Genomic DNA, 17,415 nt, shown 5'->3' with positions numbered 1-17,415 from the left:
CCGCCCGACATCGGCGCGAAGCCTTCCCGACATCAGCGAGGAACCGATGAACGCCACACCAGACGAGAACAAGCTCCGGGACTATCTCAAGCGCGTCACCGTCGAGCTCACCGAGTCGCGCCGCCGTCTCAAGGAGACCGAGGACCGGCGCCACGAGCCCATCGCCGTGGTGGGGATGGCCTGCAGGTTTCCCGGCGGGGTGCGCTCCCCGGAGGACCTGTGGCGGGTGGTGGAGGGCGGCGCCGACGCGATCGGCGGCTTCCCGACCGACCGGGGCTGGGACGAGGACCTCTACGACCCCGACCCCGACCGGGTCGGCCGGACCGTCACCACCCGGGGCGGATTCCTCTACGAGGCGCCCGAGTTCGACGCCGAGTTCTTCGGGATAGCGCCGCGCGAGGCACTGGCGATGGACCCGCAGCAGCGCCAGTTCCTGGAGGTCTCCTGGGAGGCGCTCGAACGGGCCGGGATCGACCCGGCCGCGCTGCGCGGCAGCCGAACCGGTGTCTACGCGGGCTGTGTCACGGACGACTACCAGCTCACCCTCCAGCAGGCCCCGGGAGAGATCGAGGGTTACCGGATGACGGGCGCCGCGCGCAGCGTGGTCTCCGGCCGGGTCGCGTACACCTTCGGCCTCGAAGGGCCGGCTGTCACCGTGGACACCGCCTGCTCCTCCTCCCTGGTCGCCCTCGACCTCGCCGTGCAGGCGCTGCGCCGCGACGAGTGCGGGCTCGCGCTCGCCGGCGGTGTGACGATCCTGGCCACGCCCACCGAGTTCGTGAACTTCAGCCGCCAGCGCGGCTTCTCCTCCGACGGCAGGTGCAAGGCCTTCGCAGCGTCCGCGGACGGCACGGGCTGGGCCGAGGGCGTGGGTGTGCTGGTCGTGGAGCGGCTGTCCGACGCCCTGCGCAACGGGCGGCGGATCCTCGCGGTCGTCCGGGGTACGGCGGTCAATCAGGACGGTGCGTCGAACGGGCTGACGGCGCCGAACGGGCCCTCGCAGCAGCGGGTGATCCGGCGCGCGCTCGCGGAGGCGGGGCTCGCGGCGCGGGAGGTGGACGCCGTCGAGGCGCACGGGACCGGCACCCGGCTCGGTGACCCGATCGAGGCGCAGGCGCTGCTCGCCACCTACGGTCAGGACAGGGCGGCCGGCGAGCCGTTGTGGCTGGGGTCGCTCAAGTCGAACATCGGGCACACGCTCGCCGCGGCCGGCGTGGGTGGCGTGATCAAGATGGTGATGGCGATGCGGCACGGGGTGCTGCCGTCGACCCTGCACGTGGACGAGCCGACGCCGTTCGTCGACTGGGAGTCCGGGGCCGTCGAACTGCTCACCGAGCGCCGCGCGTGGCCCGCGACCGGGCGGCCCCGCCGCGCGGCCGTCTCCTCGTTCGGCATGAGCGGGACCAACGCGCACGTGGTCCTCGAACAGGCACCCGTCGAAGCGGAATCCCCCGAAGGGCCGGAGGCAGCGGCGACAGCTGTCGAAGCCGCCGGACCCCCCTTCGAGCAGCCCGTGCTGCCGTTCCTCGTCTCGGGGCGCGGTCCGCAGGCGCTGCGCGCCCAGGCCGCCCGGCTCGCGGCCCATCTGCAGGCCCACCCGGCGGACGACCTCGCCGACATCGCGCACGCGCTCGCCACCACCCGGACCGGCCTCGACCACCGCGCCGTCGTCCTCGGCGGCACCCCGGACGCCGTCCTGGCCGGTCTCACCGGTCTCGCCGAGGGCGAGGGCCGAGGCGCGTCCGTCACGGGCGTGACCCGGGAGCGGGGCCGTACGGTCTTCGTCTTCCCCGGGCAGGGGTCCCAGTGGGCGGGCATGGCCGTCGAACTCCTCGACACCGCACCCGTCTTCGCCGAGCGCCTGCGCGCCTGCGCCCGCGCCGTCGGTGCCCACGTCGACTGGGATGTCGAGGACGTCCTGCGCGAGCGGGAGGGCGCACCGTCGATCGAACGCATCGAGATCGTCCAGCCCGTGCTCTTCTCGGTCATGGTGGCCCTGGCCGAGCTGTGGCGCTCCCACGGAGTGGAACCGGACGCCGTCGTCGGCCACTCCCAGGGCGAGATCGCCGCGGCGGCCGTCACCGGCGCGCTGACCCTGGAGGACGCCGCCCGGCTCATCGTGCTGCGCTCGCAGCTCTTCGCCGACGAACTCGTCGGCCGGGGAGCCGTCGCCTCCGTCGCGCTGTCCCGGGACGAACTGGAGCCGAGGCTCGCGCCGTACGGGGAGCGGCTCACCGTCGCGGGCCTCAACAGCCCCCGCCTGGTGACGGTGGCCGGTGAGACGGAGGCGCTGGAGGAGCTGGTCGCCGCGCTCGACGCCGAGGGCGTACGGGCCAGGATCGTCCCCGCCACCGTCGCCTCGCACAGCCCCCAGGTCGACCGGCTGCGCGAGCGCATCGCCGAGCTGCTGGAGTTCGTACGGCCCCGGGCGGGGCGGGTCCCGCTCTACTCCACCGTCACAGGCGAGGTGCTCGACGGGTCCGAACTGACCGCCGACTACTGGTTCGAGAACTGCCGGCGGCCGGTCACCTTCGAACCGGTGCTGCGCCGGCTGTTCGCCGACGGTTTCGACGTCTTCGTCGAGTCCAGCGCCCACCCGGTGCTCACCCTCGGCGTGGAGGAGACCGCCGAGGCCGTCGGCGTCGAACCGCTGGTGTCCGGCACGCTGCGCCGGAACCAGGGCGGCCTGCCGCGCTTCTGGACGACCCTCGGCGAACTCCACGTCGGCGGCGTCCCGGTCGACTGGACCCCGGCGTTCGCCGGCCGCGCCGGTCGCCGTACCGACCTGCCGACGTACGCCTTCCAGCACCGCCGCTACTGGGTCGAGGGGGCGGCCCCCGGGCAGGACCCCGCGCCGGCCGACGCCGTCGACGCCGCGTTCTGGGCGACCGTCGAACGCGAGGACCTCGACGCCCTCGCGGCCACCCTCGGCATCGAGGCCGGGCCGCTCGGCGCCGTCCTGCCCGCCCTCGCCTCCTGGCGGCGCGACAGCCGCGCGGACGCCGAACTGGAGTCGCTGCGCTACCGGGTGACATGGCACGCCGCCGGCGACCCCCTCCCGGCCGCGCCCACCGGACCGTGGCTCGTCGCCGTGCCCGCCGGCGCCCCGGACGAGCCCCTGGTCAAGGACGTCGTCCGGGCCCTGGAGGCGGGCGGCGCCCGGACCTCCCTCGTCACCGTGGCGGCGGACGACGACCGCGCGGAGCTCACCGGGCGGCTGCGCGCCGCGACCGCCGGTGCCGCACCGGCCGGGGTGCTGTCCCTGCTCCCGCTGGACGGCACGGCGGACACCGACCGCCCCGCACTGCCGAAGGGCCTGGCCGGGACCCTGCTCCTCCTCCAGGCCGTGTCCGACGCGGGCCTCGACCGCCGGGTGTGGTCGGTGACCCGCGGCGCCGTCGCGGTCGGCGCGGCCGACCGGGTCGACGCGCCCGAGCAGGCCCAGGTGTGGGGCCTCGGCGAGGTCGCCCGGCTCGAGGTGCCGCACCTGTGGGCGGGGATCGTCGACCTGCCCGAGGCGCCCGGCGAGCGCGACCTGATCCGGCTGACCGCCGTCCTGGCCGGTTCGGCCGACGAGAGCGGTCTTGCCGTCCGGCCCTACGGGCTCTTCGCCCGCCGGCTGGTGCGCGCCCCGCGCGCCTCGGCCCGTCCCTCCTCCGACGTACGGCAGGCCCACGGCACCGTCCTCGTCACCGCCGGCACCAGCGGGCCCGGCGCCCACCTGGCTCGCCTGCTCGCCCGGGACGGAGCCGCCCACCTGCTGCTCACCACGGACCCCGAGAACCCCGAGAACCCCGAGATCCCCGAGAACCCCGAGATCCCCGAGGGCACCGCGGACGGCAGGACGGCCGAACCGGTCGCCCTGCTCGTCGCCGAACTGGAGAGCTCGGGCGCCCGGGTGACCGTCGCCAGGACCGATCTCGCCGACCGCGAGGCGCTGGCCAGGCTGCTCGCGGGGCTCCCCGACGACGCGCCGCTCACCGGCGTCTTCCACACCGCCGGGCTGCTGGAGGAGGAGGCGCTCGGCACCCTCACCCCCGACCGTCTCGCGGCCGTCCTGCGCACCAGGACCCTCGGCGCCCGCCACCTGCACGAACTGACCCGGGATCGGGAACTCTCGGCCTTCGTGCTGTTCTCCTCCGTCACCGCCGTCCTCGGCGCCGGCCTGGGCCTGGCCGGACACGCCGCCGCCAACGCCTACCTGGACGCGCTGGCCGAGCAGCGCCGCGTGGACGGGCTGCCCGCGACCTCGCTGGCCTGGGGCGTCTGGGACGAGGAACCCGCCGGGCCCGCGGCGGCGGCCGAGGCCGTCACACGGCGCGAGCGCCTGACCCGGCGCGGCCTGCCGCCGCTCGCCCCGCGGCGGGCCCTCGCCGCGCTCCGCCGGGCCCTCGACACGGACACCCCCACCCAGGTCCTCGCCGACATCGACTGGGACACCTATCTGAAGGTGCTGGTGGCCGGGCGGCACGAACCGTTCCTCGGGCTCGTCCCCGAGGTCGCGGCGGCCGTCGGCCAGGGCTCGGGCGGACGCGACCGGGCGGCGGCGGAGCTGGTGAAGCTCCAGGGGGCGAGCCCGGCCGAGCGCCACGCGCTGCTGCTCGGCCTGGTGCGCGCCGAGATCGCCGAACTCCTCGGGCACGACGGCCCGGAGGCCGTGGAGACCCGCCGCGACTTCCTCGAACTCGGCATGGACTCGGTGGGCGCCGTGGCACTCCGCAGCCGACTCGAAGGGGTCCTGCGGCGCAAGCTGCCCGCCCGGCTCGTCCTCGACCGGCGCACGCCCGAGGCCCTCGCCTCCTTCCTGGCCGGGGAGTTCGGCCCGGGGACCGGCAGCGGCGGCGCGGGCGAACCGTCGGACGATCCGGCGGACGGACTCGCGTCCCGGTACCTGGCGGCCGTCGCCGCCGACGGGCGGGCCGACGAACTCGCCGGACCGCTCGCCGAGGCGGTCGCCGCCCGCGCCTCCTTCGAGGAGCCGGGGCCGGACGACATCCCCGACTCGGTGCTGATCACCCCCGGCGGCAGCAGGACCGCGCTGATCTGCCTGCCCACCGTGCTCGCCACGTCGGGACCGCACCAGTTCGCCCGCCTCGCGGCCGGCCTCGGCGGCGAGCAGCGGGTCGCGGCGGTGAACCTGACGGGCTTCGCCGCCGGGGAGCGACTGCCCGCGTCGCTCGACGCGCTCACCGCGGCCCTCGCCGAGGCGGTGCGCCGCCGCGCCGACGGGGCCCCCTTCGCGCTCGCCGGCTACTCGTCGGGCGGCGTCCTCGCCCACGCGGTCACCGCCCGCCTCGAAGCGGACGGCGTGCTCCCGGAGGCCCTGGTCCTGCTCGACGCGTACGTCCCCGGCAGCGCCGAACTCGCCACCGTGGGAACGGCGCTGATGATGGGCATGGCCCGCCGCCTCGGCGAGTTCGAGCCGCTCGGCGCCGAACGCGTCACCGCCATGACCGCCCACCTGGACCTCCTCGCCGACTGGCGGCCCGCCGACATCAAGACCCCGGTCCTGCTGGTCCGGCCGGACCGGCCCGTACCGGGGGTCGAGCCCCCGGCCGACGACGCCTGGCGGTCGGTCTGGCCGGGGCGGCACGACGCCGTCACCGTCCCGGGCGACCACTTCTCGCTCATCGAGGAGGACGCCGTCACCACCGCGCACGCCGTCCGCAGCTGGTGGGACCGCACGGTCCCCGGCGACGCGACGACCGCCCCCGACCCGGCGAAGGAGCCGTCCGCATGACCGAGAAGGACCTGACCGGGCAGGACCCGGCAGACAAGGACACCGCACCGCAGGACTCGGCACCGGACGAACAGCGGAACCCGCGCACCCCGGTCCTGGTCGTGGGTGCCGGACCGGTGGGTCTGGCCGTCGCCTGCGCCCTGTGGCAGCGCGGTGTGCCGGCCCGGGTCGTCGAGGCCCAGGCGGAGCCGCACCAGGGCTCCCGCGCGGTGCAGCTCCACCCCCCGACGCTCCGCGTCTTCAGGGAGCTCGGCATCCTCGACGAGGCCGAGCGGCTCGGCCTGCGGATCCGTACGACCAGCTACCACCTGGCCGGGGGCCGCACGCTGCGGGTCGCGCTCGGCACCGAGAACGAACCGCTGATGCTCCCGCAACAGGAGACCAGCCGCCTCCTCGAAGAGGCCCTCCTCCGGGCCGGCGGGCGGGTGGAGCGCTCCGTGCGGGTCACGTCCGTGGCCCTCGCGGACGACGGCGTCACCGTCAAGGCCGAGGGGCCGCGGGGCACCGAGGTCATCGAGGCCGACTGGCTCGTCGCCGCCGACGGCGTCCGCAGCACGGTCCGCGACCTCCTCGGCGTCGACTTCGCCGGTTCCCCGGTCGCCACCGGTTTCCTGCTCGCCGAGGGCCGCATCGACGGCGCCTTCGAACGGGACGCGGTCCACTACTTCCTGGGCCACAAGGGCTCGGTGGTCTTCGCCGCCATGCCCGGCGACCGGATCAGGGTCTCCGGCGCGGTCCCCGACGACCACCCGACGACCCCCGAGGGCGTCCAACAGCTCCTCGACGAGCGCGGTCCCGGCGGCATCACCATCGAGGACCTCGACATGGTCGGCCGGTTCACCAGCCAGGAACGGATCGCCGTCGCCCTGCGCAAGGGGCGCTGCCTGCTCGCGGGGGACGCCGCCCACACGCACTCCCCGCTGGGCGGGCAGGGCCTCAACCTCGGTATCCAGGACGCGCACAACCTCGCCTGGAAGCTGGCGGGCGTGTGCACCGGCGCACTGCACGCACGCGTCCTCGACACGTACGAGGCGGAGCGGCGCGGAGCGGCCGAGCAGATCGTCCGGATCACGCACCGGTTCCTGAAGGTCTTCATGCTCGGCCCCTTCGCGGCCCGGGTGCGCAACACGGTGTGGAGCTCCCTGGAGGCGGCCGGTGTGCTGCGCCGCTGGTTCGTCCCGCTCCTCGCCGGCTGGCGCATCCACTACCCCGACACCCTGTCCGACGGGGACGGCCGGGCCGGCTCCGCCCGGTCGTCGCGTTCGCGCGGGCTGCCCGTCCCCGGCCGGCGGGCGCCGCACTGGGTGCCGGAGGACCCGGCGAGCGGACCGGCCGGATTCCGTCTGGTGACCTCCGGGCCCGCGGGCGGCGCGGTCGCCCGGCGGGGCCGGGAGTGGGCGGAACGGGCCGCGCTGCCGGTCGGGCACGTCCATGTGACCCGGCGGGCCTCCGGCTTCCTGCTCGTACGGCCCGACGGCTATGTCGCGGCCTCCGGTGCCACACCCGCCGAACTCGCCGACGCCGGGCGCCTGCTGGCCCGTATCGCGCGCTGACCCGACGAGGACGAAGGAGTCCAGCCATGCCGGCCACAGACCGCCTCGCGGAACTGATCGAGCTGAAGTCGCGGGTACGCCGGGGGACGGACCCGGCCGCCACCGCCCGCCAGCACGCCCGGGGCAAGCTCACCGCGCACGAGAGGATCGAACTGCTCCTCGACGAAGGCTCGTTCCAGGAGATCGAGGCGCTGCGGCGGCACCGCTCGTCCGGCTTCGGCATGGAGCGGCGCCGCCCCCACTCCGACGGGGTGGTCACCGGATGGGGCACGGTCCACGGCCGGACCGTCTTCGTGTACGCGCACGACTTCCGGATCTTCGGCGGCGCCCTCGGCGAGGCCCACGCCGCCAAGATCCACAAGCTGATGGACCTCGCCGCGTCGTCCGGCGCGCCGCTGGTCTCCCTCAACGACGGGGCGGGCGCGCGGATCCAGGAGGGGGTCACCGCGCTCGCGGGCTACGGCGGGATCTTCCGCCGCAACACCCGCAACTCCGGGGTGATCCCGCAGATCAGCGTCATGCTCGGGCCGTGCGCGGGCGGGGCGGCGTACTCGCCCGCGCTCACCGACTTCGTCTTCATGGTCCGGGAGACCTCGCAGATGTTCATCACCGGGCCGGACGTCGTGCAGGCCGTGACGGGCGCTCAGGTGTCCATGGACGGGCTCGGCGGCGCGGACGTCCACGCGGGTGTGTCGGGCGTCGCCGGTTTCGTCTACGACGACGAGGAGTCCTGCCTGGAGGAGGTGCGGTTCCTGCTCTCGCTGCTCCCGCAGAACAACCGGGAGATGCCGCCCGCGGAGATGTGCGACGACCCGGTCGACCGGCAGAACGACGCGCTGCTCGATCTGGTCCCCGACGACCCCCACCAGTCGTACGACATGCGGGCGGTGATCGAGGAGATCGTCGACGACGGGCAGTTCTTCGAGGTCCACGAGCGGTGGGCGACGAACATCGTCTGCGCGCTGACCCGGCTGGACGGCCGGGTCGTCGGCATCGTCGCCAACCAGCCGTCCTCCGCCGCCGGGGTGCTTGACATCCACGCCTCGGAGAAGGCGGCCCGGTTCGTCTCCCTGTGCGACGCGTTCAACATCCCGCTCGTCACCCTCGTGGACGTGCCAGGCTTCCTGCCGGGCGTCGACCAGGAGCACAACGGCATCATCCGGCACGGTGCCAAGCTGCTGTACGCGTACTGCAACGCGACCGTGCCGCGGATCAGCCTGGTCCTGCGCAAGGCGTACGGCGGCGCGTACATCGTCATGGACTCCCGCTCGATCGGCGCGGACCTCTCGCTGGCCTGGCCGAGCAACGAGATCGCGGTGATGGGCGCCGAGGGCGCGGCCAACGTGATCTTCCGGCGCGAGATCGCGGACGCGGACGACCCCGACGAGGTGCGCGCCCAGAAGATCAAGGAGTACAAGGCCGAGCTGATGCATCCGTACTACGCGGCCGAACGCGGCCTGGTCGACGACGTGATCGACCCCCGCGACACCCGCCGGGTGCTCATCGGCTCGCTGGACATGCTGAGTTCCAAGCACGCCGACCTGCCGGCCCGCAAGCACGGCAACCCGCCGGCCTGAGCGGACGGCGGGTACCGGGGGCCGGCGCGGAGTCCGCGCCGGCCCGTCGTGCGTCGGAACGCGGTCGCGTCAGACCGCCGGCGCCTCGGGCGCCGGTCCTGTCACGTCGACGGCGGCGATGTCGTCGTAGAACGACAGGTACCCCTTGATCTCGGGGACCGCGTCGATCGGATCGAGGTACGACCACGCCACGTCCGGGTGGGCCGGCGCGTCCGGGCCGTCGCCGCGGAACGACCAGTAGGCGGCCTCGCCCTTGTAGGGGCAGGTGGTCCGGGTCTCGGAGGTGGCGAAGAGCGTCAGTTCGACGTCCTCGGGCGGAAGGTAGTAGCGCACGGGCAGACCGGTCTCGTGGACGAGGACGGGCCGGTCGGACGCGGCGACCGTACGGCCGCCGATCGACACCCGCACGGTCTGGGACCCGTGGACGGCCACGACGCGGTGACCGTGCTCGGTGGGCGGCATCCGGGCTCCTCTCGTGCCGTCAGGCGACGGCGGTCATGGACCGGTAGTCCTCGTCGGACAGCCGGATCGCCGCGCTCGCCATGTTCTCCTCCAGGTGCGCCACCGAGGACGTGCCGGGGATCGGGAGCAGGGCGGGGGAGTGGCGCAGCAGCCAGGCGAGCGCGAGCTGCGCGGGCGTGGCGTCGCCCTCCGCACCGCCTTCGGCGCCGCCCTGCGCGCCGTCCGGCGCGGCCAGCTGTCCCATGGCGAGCGGGAACCAGGCGATGAACGCCAGGCCCTGCTGCTCGGCGTGGAGCAGGACGTCCTCGTACTTGCGCTCGGCGAGGTTGTAGAGGTTCTGCACGGAGGCGATCGGGGTGACCGCCCGCGCCTTCTCCAGCTCCTCCACCGTGACCTCGGACAGGCCGATGTGCCGGATCTTGCCCTCCGCGCGCAGCTCGGCCAGCGCGCCGACCTGGTCCTCCAGGGGGACGGCCGGGTCGATCCGGTGCAGCTGGAGCAGGGGTATCGCGTCGAGGCCGAGGTGGCGGAGGTTGAGTTCGACCTGCTGGCGGAGGTACTCGGGGCGCCCGACCGGACGCCAGTCGTCGGGGCCGGGCCGCGTGAGGCCGACCTTGGTGGCGATGACCAGGTCGTCCGCGTACGGGTGCAGGGCCTTCTTGATGAGGAGGTCGCTGGTGAACGGGCCGTAGGCATCGGCGGTGTCGATGAAGTTCACCCCGAGCTCCACGGCCCGCCGGAGCACCCGGACCGCCTCGGCGGGGTCCGCCGGGTCACCCCAGATGCCCGGTCCGGTGAGCCGCATGGCGCCGTAGCCGAGCCGGTTGACGGTGAGATCGCCCCCGATGCGGAGGGTGCCGCCCGCCTGGGGCCGCGTGATGGGCTGAGTCATGTACACAGTGTTCATCATTTGCACTCCGCCCGTCAATTACATGCCGTGAAGGAACCAGGGAGCGGTATTTATGTTTCAACACTGCTAAGATGCCGAGCATGGGACAGGTGAATCAAAGCCGGAGGATGCGGCTGCGCGAAGCGACAACCGCGGAGATCAAGGCGACCGCCCTGGAGCACATGGCCACCAGCGGGACGGCCGCGATCTCGCTGCGCGCCATCGCCCGTGACATGGGAATGACCGCCGGTGCCATCTACAGCTATTTCGACACCCGGGACAACCTGGTCAGCGTCCTGATCGCGGACGTCTACGGCCGGCTGGCCGACACCCTGGAAGCCGCCGTCGAGAAGACGCCCAAGGGGGACGCGGCCGCGCAGGTGCTCGCGTTCGGGCAGGCCTACCGCGACTGGGCGGTCGGCAACCCCGAGGAGTTCCGCCTGGTGTACGGCGACGCCGTGCCCGACTACCAGCCCCCGGAGGGCGGCGCGGCCGCCGAGGCGGAGCACCGCTCCTGCGCCGTCCTCACCAGCATCGTCGCCGCCGCCTGGCCCAAGGCGCAGCACCTCTACATCGGCAGCGACCACGCCTGGTCCGACTTCGACCCGGACTTCGGCGACCTGATCCGCCGCTCCTTCCCCGACCTGCCGCCGGCCGCCGTCGCCCTCTCGCTGCGCGTCTGGGGCCGGATGCACGGCCTGGTCTCGCTGGAGGTGTACGGCCACCTGGCCCCCCAGGTCCGCGACCCCGCGAAGCTCTACCGCGCCGAACTCATCGACCTCTCCAAGTCCCTGGGGCACGTGCCGACGGGCGAGCCGGTGGCCGCCGCCTGACGTGAAACGCCGACGGCCGGGCCGGGGAGTCGCCCCCCGACCCGGCCGTCGCACGTCTCAGGGACGGTCCGCACAGCCCGCCAGCCAGCGTCTGCCGAGCCCCGCGTAGTCGGGTTCCCGGCCGGTGCCGAGCCGCCGCCACAGATCGGCGAGCCGGTGCCCGGCCTCGACGCAGTACACCTCCGCGAGCGTCCCCGACGCCGCGTCCGCGTACACGCCCTCGCCGCCGCCCTCGTCACGGGGGCGCGCCTGCGCCGCCCTCGCGAGCACCGCGTACATCGCGAACAACTCCGCCCCGATCCGGCCGAGCAGGATCAGCGTGTGCTCCTTCTCGAAGAGCTCCTCCTGCTCCGGGTGGGCCTTCACCAGGGCCGCGCAGGTCTCGTGGAACCGGGCCACCTGCTCCCGTACGGCCGTCAGATGGACCCGGTTCGCCCCCGTCAGGCCCGCCGCGCCTGCCCCGTCCGCGGTGTGCCCGGGGAGGCCGGCGGCCGGCGCGTCACCTGTCGTCGCGTAGTACCGGGTCAGCAGCCGCCGCCCGGCCTGGGCGTCCAGCTGGAAGTCCACGTTCCCGGCGATGCGCAGCCCGCGGGCGTCGCGCATCCGGCGCTCCAGCGGGACGGGGGGCGCTCCCCGGCGGAGCTTGCTCGGCACCGTCTCGACGCCCTCCGCCCCGTACAGCGACACGGTCCGGTCGACGATCCGCCAGGCGGTGCGCACGGCCAGGTTCTTGGCCGTGAGCCGCTCGAACCAGCGGTCCTCGGCGCCGGGGCCGATCAGTGCCCAGCGGATCACGCTGTCCATCGCGTGCACCTCGGCGAGCGTCCGCGCGACAAGACGCTGGACGGCGTCGTACTCGATCAGGGCGCGGCCGTTGACGCTCCGCCGGGCGAGGAACTCCGCGGACCAGCGGCGGCAGAGCCTGGCGATGGCGAGCGCCGGGGCGCCGGTGAAGTACAGCTGGCCGTCGAGGAGGACGTCGGCCATCCGGTCGGAGAAGCGCGGCTCGTCGGGCGCGCCGCGCACGACGTGCTCCGCCGGCACACGTACCCCGTCCAGGCGCAGCGCCCCGTTGGGCAGCCCCCGGCTGCCGGCGAACTCGATCGACGACGTCACCTCGAAACCGTCGGCGGACGTGTCCACGAAGCAGACGCACAACCGGCGCCCCTCCGCCGTGTGCTCGGTGGCCGCTACCGCCAGTAGGTCGGCCACGGGGCCGTGCCCGGTGAACACCTTCTCTCCGCGCAGGACGTAGGAGGCGCCGTCGGCGGCCGGCGTGGCCGTGGTGCCCGGCCAGGCGTTGTTCTGCCCGGCGGGTTCGGTCAGCGCGAACCCCGAGACCGCGCCGTCGGCGAGCCGCCCGGTGAGGTGGTCGCGCAGCGGCCCCTCGGGCAGCGCGGGCAGCAGCGCGGGCGCGCCGACGCCGGCCTGGACGGCGAGCATCTGCCCGGCGGGCATGCAGAGCCCGGCGGCGTGCTCGACGGCGCGGAAGGTGTTGTACGGCGAGAGCCCGAGGCCCTCGGCCTCCGGTCCGAGACGCAGCTTGAGGAAGCCGCTCGTCCGCAGGTCGTCGAGGAACCCCTCCGGGAGTTCTCCGGTCAGGTCGACCAGGTCCGGGTCGAGCCGGGCGCGCAGGAACGCGTCGAGCCGGGCGGTGGTCGCGTCGCCCTCGGACCGGTCCGCCGCGTCCTGTTCGGGGAAGGCGGGTGGCTCCGGGCCGAGCAGCCCGCTCTCCAGCGCGGCGGCGAAGCCACGGGTGGGGGGAGCCTCGACGTCGGGGGCGGTGGGCGGCGCGGTGGTCCCAGGGGCGGTGGTGCCAGCGGCGGTGGTGCCGGGGGCGGTGGTCATCACACCCCCTGCGCGGGGACGAGTTCGACCGGGACGTCGAGCAGCACCGTGTGCTTGTTGTTGGGCGCCCAGGTCTCGGGTCCGGCGGGCCGGATCTCCTCGACCCGGTCGAGCAGCGCGTCGAGCGCGAGCCGGATCTCCAGGCGGCCGAAGGCGTCGCCGAGGCAGTAGTGGACGCCGTGGCCGAAGGACAGGTGCGGATTGGGCTCGCGCCGGATGTCGAACCGTTCCGCGTCCGGGAACACCGTCTCGTCACGGTTGGCGGACGGCCACCACAGGGTCACCTTGTCGCCCGCGCGCATGCGCGTGCCGTGCAGTTCCACGTCCTGGGTGAGGGTGCGTCGGTTGTACGGGTTCGCGGGCAGCCAGCGGAGCACCTCCTCGACCGCGGTCGGCAGCAGTGCGCGGTCCTTGCGCAACTCCCGCCACTGGTCGGGGTGGTGGGCGAAGGCCAGCAGACCGCCGGCGATCGTGTTGCGCGGCTGCTCGAAGCCGCTGACGAGCAGCACGCTCGCGTTGGTCTCCCGCTCCATCTCGGTGAGGGGCGGCTGGCCGCTGCCGGTGGGCAGTTCGCCGTTGGCGAGGACCGAACCCAGATCGTCCGCGGGGCGCCGTCGCTTCTCTTCGAGGAGCGAGGTGAAGTAGGAGCGCAGATTCTGGTAGACGGCCCGCGAGGCGTCGTCCACGCGTCCCGTCCTGCGGTGGGTGAATCCGAGGACGGCGTGCACCCATTCCGTGAGCCGGGGCCAGTCCTCGCGCGGAATGCCGAGGAGCAGGGCCACCGAGCGCAGTGCGAAGGGCTCGGTGTAGTCGTCGACGAGGTTCACCCGGCCGCGCGTGACCAGTGCGTCCGCCAAGTCCGCCGCGGTCGAGCGGAGTTCGGGCTCCAGGGCGGTCACGGCGGTGCCCAGGGCCGGGCCGAGCAGGTGCTTGAACACGTCGTGCCGGGGGTTGTCCATCATGGCCAGCACGCTGCCGGTGAGGCCGCCGCCGAACGGCAGGTCCTCCAGGTGGGAGCCGCCGCCGGCGCGACCGCCGCCGCCCTGCGAGGAGTAGACCGGGTCCACCGACGCCGCCGCGATGTCCGCGTGCCGGGTCAGCACCCAGAAGCTCTCGCCGTCCGGGAGGGTGCCGGCGGGGTGCAGCAGGACGGGCGCCTCGCGGCGGAGTCTCGCGAACAGCTCGTACGGAATCCCGTCGGCGAATCCCGCATGGTCCGTGAGGTCGAATCCGTCGAGGATCTCAGGGAATTCCATGGAATTGTTCCGGTCGCTGCCATTGTTCATCCGAACCTCGTGTCAGGGAGTTTTCGGTGCGATACTCTGCGATTTCCCCGGTGAAAGTAGTGGGCCCCTCCCCCTAGTGCCAACCCCAGATTTTCTGGGGTACCCCAGTCCGCCTCGCGCGGTGAGAGGGGTTGGCCCTAGGGGGAGGTCGCAAGTAATTTCCGGATCCCAGCAGACGGTCCTCAATCGAGTGGGATGTGGAAAATGACCGAGGCGTCGACCGCGAAAATCCCGGATGTCATCACGTACGACCCCGAAGCCGCTCGGCGGGCGCTTCCCTTCGACCCGTTCGACCCCGATTTCCATGCCGACCCGTTTCCGTACCACCGGAAGACCAGGGAGGAGCACGGCAGGGCCTTCCGTACACCGGGCGGCATCGTGGCCGTCTACGGCTACGAGGAGGCCGCGGCGCTCATGAAGGACCCCCGGTTCGGCTGGGGGGTCAACCCGATGGTCGCCGACCAGTTCGTGGAGAACCCCGCGAGCGGGGAGTCCGGCCGCATCCTCATGTTCATGGACCCGCCGGACCACACCCGGATCCGCGGCCTGGTGTCCAAGGCGTTCACGCCGAAGATGATCGCCGACCTGCGCCCCAAGGCGGCGCGGTACGCGGAGGAGTTGCTCGACCAGGCCCTGGCGGAGCGCCCCGACGGCCGCGTCGATCTCCAGCAGGTGCTGTCCCGGCCGCTGCCGGCCCGGGTCCTCAGCGACATGATGGACATACCCGAGCACTACCACCCGCTCTTCTTCGCCAACACCATGGAGAGCGGACGCGGTCTCGACCCCGGCTTCACGCTCACCGACGAGCAGAAGACCGGCCGCAACGGCGCCCGTGACGTCTTCATCAACGCGGGCATCGAGATGGTGGCCGCGCGTCGGGAGGCGCCCGGCGACGACCTCATCAGCGAACTGGCCCGCGCGGAGCAGGAGGGCGACCGGCTGTCCGAGTGGGAGCTGGCCATGCTCCTGATGAACCTGCTGGCCGCCGGGTTCGGCGCCACGGCCGCGCTCATCGGCAACCAGGTCCACAACCTGCTCTCCCACCCCGCGCAGTTCGCGTGGCTGCGGGCGAACCCGGACCGGGTGCCGGCCGCCGTCGAGGAGCTGCTGCGCTACGACAGCACCCTGGCGATGGTGACCAGGACCGCCCTGGAGGACGCGGACGTGGCGGGCATCCCGGTGCGCGCAGGGGAGTACGTGGCGGTGATGATGGCCGCCGCCAACCGCGACCCGGCGGCCTTCGACGACCCGGAGCGGCTCGACATCACCCGGGAGCAGACCCGCAACCTCGGCTTCGGGCACGGCATCCACTTCTGTGTCGCGGCGCCGATCGCGCGCATGATCGGGCAGGAGGCGCTCGCCGCCCTCATCCGGCGTGAGGTCCGCCTGGACGACAGCCGGCGGGTGGAGCGCTGGCCCGGCATCTCGCTGCGGGTGATCGGCGAACTGCCGGTCGTGCTCGGGCCCGTCGGCGACGCCGACCCCGCCTGACCTGCCCTGCGCCGCCGGTGCGGCGCCCGCCTCCGCTCGATCGCCGGCCCCGGACCGCGCACACGGTCCGGGGCCGGTTCGCGCGCACGCCTCAGGGCCGGTTCGCGCGCACGCCGATTCCGCTTGACAGTGAACGGTGTGGCGGTACCATCTCCCATGCGAACTCTGAACACCGCTCAGCAATCGAACGACATGTAGAGAGCGGCTCGCCGTTCTCCTTTTGCAGAAGGGCTCCAATCCAGTGGAAGGTTCCGTTAGCTCGCATCAGCGGTCCGGCCTGAGGCTTGCGCTGCTGGCGTTGGCCCAGTTCATCATCGCCGTGGACTACAACATCGTGTTCGTGGCGCTGCCGGACATCGGCAAGGCACTCGACTTCTCCCCGCAGACCCTCCAGTGGGTCGTCAGCTCCTACGCCGTGGCCTTCGGCGGCTTCCTGCTCTTCGGTGGACGTGCCGCCGACCGGCTCGGCGCCCGCCGGGTCTTCGTCGCGGCGCTCGTCCTCTTCGGCGTCTCGGCCCTGGTCGGCGGCCTCGCCGGCTCGGCGGAGCTCCTGGTCGCCGCGCGGGCCGTGCAGGGCCTCGGCGGCGCGCTGCTCTTCCCCGCGACGCTCACCCTGGTCGTCACCAGCTTCGAGGAAGGCCCCTCGCGCAACAAGGCGCTCGCCGTCTGGGGCGCCACCGGCAGCGGCGGCCTCGCCGCGGGCGCGCTGCTCGGCGGTGTGCTCACCCAGTGGCTCGGCTGGGAGTGGGTCTTCTTCTTCATGGCCCCGCTGGCCCTCGTCGCGCTCCTCGGCGTGCCCAGCCTGCTCGCGCCGGACGCCCCGCGCACCGGCGCCCGTCAGGGCTTCGACGTCCCGGGTGCCCTGGTCGTCACCATCGGCGCCACGCTCGTCGTGTTCGGCCTGGTCAGCGGCCCCGAGTCCGGCTGGACCACGCCGCGGGTGCTCGGCTCGCTGATCGTCGGCCTGCTGCTCGTCGCCTCGTTCTTCCTCATCGAGGCCAAGACCAGCGCCCCGCTCGCCCCGCTGCGGATGTTCCGCAACCGCAGCCTCGTCACCTCGATGATGGTGGCGTTCCTGCACATGAGCGCCCTGAGCGGCGGCTACTACCTCTTCACCACGTACATCCAGAACATCCTCGACTACAACGCGCTCCAGGCCGGCCTCGCCTTCCTCCCGCTGGGCCTGCTCGCGATGCTCGCCGGCGGAAAGATCGCCGCCACCATGCTCAACAAGACCGGTCTGCGCGGAGCTCTCTCCCTCGGCATGCTCATCTACGCGATCGGCATGGCCGCGATGGCCGCGGGCATGGTCGCCGGCGGCACGTACTGGGCGGTCCTGCCCGGTGTCGCCCTCTACGGCTTCGGCGGCGGCCTGGCGTTCACCTCGATCTTCGCGACCGCAGGGGCGGGCGTGGACCCGGCCGAGCAGGGTGTCGCCTCCGCCCTCGCCTCCACCTCGCAGCAGATCGGCGCGGCCGTCGGACTCGCCGTCATCCTGGTCATCGCCAACTCCGGCCTCGACCTGACCGCCGGCGCCCCCGCCCCGGCCGACGCCGACGTCATCGCCGGTCTGCGGCTGGCCGGCTGGGTCACCGCCGCGGCCGCCCTCCTCGGCGCCGTGGCCGCGCTCAACCTCCGCAAGCCCCCCGCCGAGGCCCCCGCCCCGGCCGAGGAGAAGCCCGAGGTGCGCGTCTCCTGACGCCCACCACGTCCCCGACGGGGACCCGCGGCCGGGA

General features: G+C 73.6%; 9 protein-coding genes and 1 pseudogene. 6 read left to right on the top strand and 4 right to left on the bottom strand.

Annotated elements, in window-relative coordinates:
* Positions 1-61: 61 nt before the first annotated feature.
* The 3 genes and pseudogenes from ACF09C_RS31050 to ACF09C_RS31040 all read left to right on the top strand — a co-directional run.
* Positions 62-5,740 (top strand): annotated as a pseudogene (locus ACF09C_RS31050) (type I polyketide synthase); the annotation flags it as partial.
* Positions 5,737-7,293, top strand: coding sequence for an FAD-dependent monooxygenase (locus ACF09C_RS31045; protein WP_392096316.1), 1,557 nt, complete (start codon positions 5,737-5,739; stop codon positions 7,291-7,293). The pseudogene ACF09C_RS31050 and the gene ACF09C_RS31045, both read left to right, overlap by 4 nt.
* Positions 7,294-7,319: 26 nt before the next feature.
* Entirely contained in the window at positions 7,320-8,870 is a 1,551-nt protein-coding gene (locus ACF09C_RS31040; RefSeq protein WP_392096314.1) for an acyl-CoA carboxylase subunit beta, read from the top strand.
* A 69-nt stretch (positions 8,871-8,939) separates the two neighbouring features.
* On the opposite strand, the gene ACF09C_RS31035 is transcribed toward ACF09C_RS31040, so the two are convergent.
* Both ACF09C_RS31035 and ACF09C_RS31030 read right to left on the bottom strand, forming a co-directional pair.
* A complete protein-coding gene (locus ACF09C_RS31035) occupies positions 8,940-9,332 on the bottom strand; it encodes a DUF427 domain-containing protein (protein WP_392096312.1) in 393 nt (130 codons plus the stop codon).
* 19 nt (positions 9,333-9,351) lie between these two features.
* Positions 9,352-10,224 (bottom strand): aldo/keto reductase, encoded by an 873-nt coding sequence (locus ACF09C_RS31030; RefSeq protein ID WP_392096310.1) that lies wholly within the window; start codon positions 10,222-10,224, stop codon positions 9,352-9,354.
* 98 nt (positions 10,225-10,322) lie between these two features.
* Here ACF09C_RS31030 and ACF09C_RS31025 point away from each other — a divergent pair, with 98 nt between their 5' ends.
* Positions 10,323-11,054 (top strand): TetR/AcrR family transcriptional regulator, encoded by a 732-nt coding sequence (locus ACF09C_RS31025; RefSeq protein ID WP_392096308.1) that lies wholly within the window; start codon positions 10,323-10,325, stop codon positions 11,052-11,054.
* A 57-nt stretch (positions 11,055-11,111) separates the two neighbouring features.
* On the opposite strand, the gene ACF09C_RS31020 is transcribed toward ACF09C_RS31025, so the two are convergent.
* Positions 11,112-12,902 carry an acyl-CoA dehydrogenase family protein gene (locus ACF09C_RS31020; RefSeq protein ID WP_392096306.1) on the bottom strand — a complete coding sequence of 597 codons (1,791 nt, stop codon included), beginning with the start codon at positions 12,900-12,902 and terminating at the stop codon, positions 11,112-11,114.
* Entirely contained in the window at positions 12,902-14,158 is a 1,257-nt protein-coding gene (locus ACF09C_RS31015) for a cytochrome P450 (protein ID WP_392096305.1), read from the bottom strand. Before ACF09C_RS31015 ends, ACF09C_RS31020 begins: the two co-directional genes overlap by 1 nt.
* A gap of 234 nt (positions 14,159-14,392) precedes the next feature.
* Here ACF09C_RS31015 and ACF09C_RS31010 point away from each other — a divergent pair, with 234 nt between their 5' ends.
* Both ACF09C_RS31010 and ACF09C_RS31005 read left to right on the top strand, forming a co-directional pair.
* Positions 14,393-15,679: a cytochrome P450 gene (locus ACF09C_RS31010; RefSeq protein ID WP_392096304.1), complete on the top strand. Its 1,287-nt coding sequence runs from the start codon at positions 14,393-14,395 to the stop codon at positions 15,677-15,679.
* Positions 15,680-15,977: 298 nt separating this feature from the next.
* Entirely contained in the window at positions 15,978-17,378 is a 1,401-nt protein-coding gene (locus ACF09C_RS31005; protein WP_392096303.1) for an MFS transporter, read from the top strand.
* Positions 17,379-17,415: the final 37 nt, after the last annotated feature.

It is taken from the genome of Streptomyces sp. NPDC014870, assembly GCF_043081505.1.
Taxonomy (GTDB): domain Bacteria; phylum Actinomycetota; class Actinomycetes; order Streptomycetales; family Streptomycetaceae; genus Streptomyces.
This window is presented reverse-complemented; position numbering and strand designations above follow the sequence as displayed.

What these genes read in the sequence shown, in the direction of transcription:
- ACF09C_RS31035 (WP_392096312.1), bottom strand. Translation starts at nt 9,332, where the DNA reads ATGCCGCCCACCGAGCACGGTCACCGCGTCGTGGCCGTCCACGGGTCC.
- ACF09C_RS31030 (WP_392096310.1), bottom strand. Translation starts at nt 10,224, where the DNA reads ATGACTCAGCCCATCACGCGGCCCCAGGCGGGCGGCACCCTCCGCATC.
- ACF09C_RS31015 (WP_392096305.1), bottom strand. Translation starts at nt 14,158, where the DNA reads ATGGAATTCCCTGAGATCCTCGACGGATTCGACCTCACGGACCATGCG.
- ACF09C_RS31010 (WP_392096304.1), top strand. Translation starts at nt 14,393, where the DNA reads ATGACCGAGGCGTCGACCGCGAAAATCCCGGATGTCATCACGTACGAC.
- ACF09C_RS31025 (WP_392096308.1), top strand. Translation starts at nt 10,323, where the DNA reads ATGGGACAGGTGAATCAAAGCCGGAGGATGCGGCTGCGCGAAGCGACA.
- ACF09C_RS31020 (WP_392096306.1), bottom strand. Translation starts at nt 12,902, where the DNA reads ATGACCACCGCCCCCGGCACCACCGCCGCTGGCACCACCGCCCCTGGG.
- ACF09C_RS31040 (WP_392096314.1), top strand. Translation starts at nt 7,320, where the DNA reads ATGCCGGCCACAGACCGCCTCGCGGAACTGATCGAGCTGAAGTCGCGG.
- ACF09C_RS31045 (WP_392096316.1), top strand. Translation starts at nt 5,737, where the DNA reads ATGACCGAGAAGGACCTGACCGGGCAGGACCCGGCAGACAAGGACACC.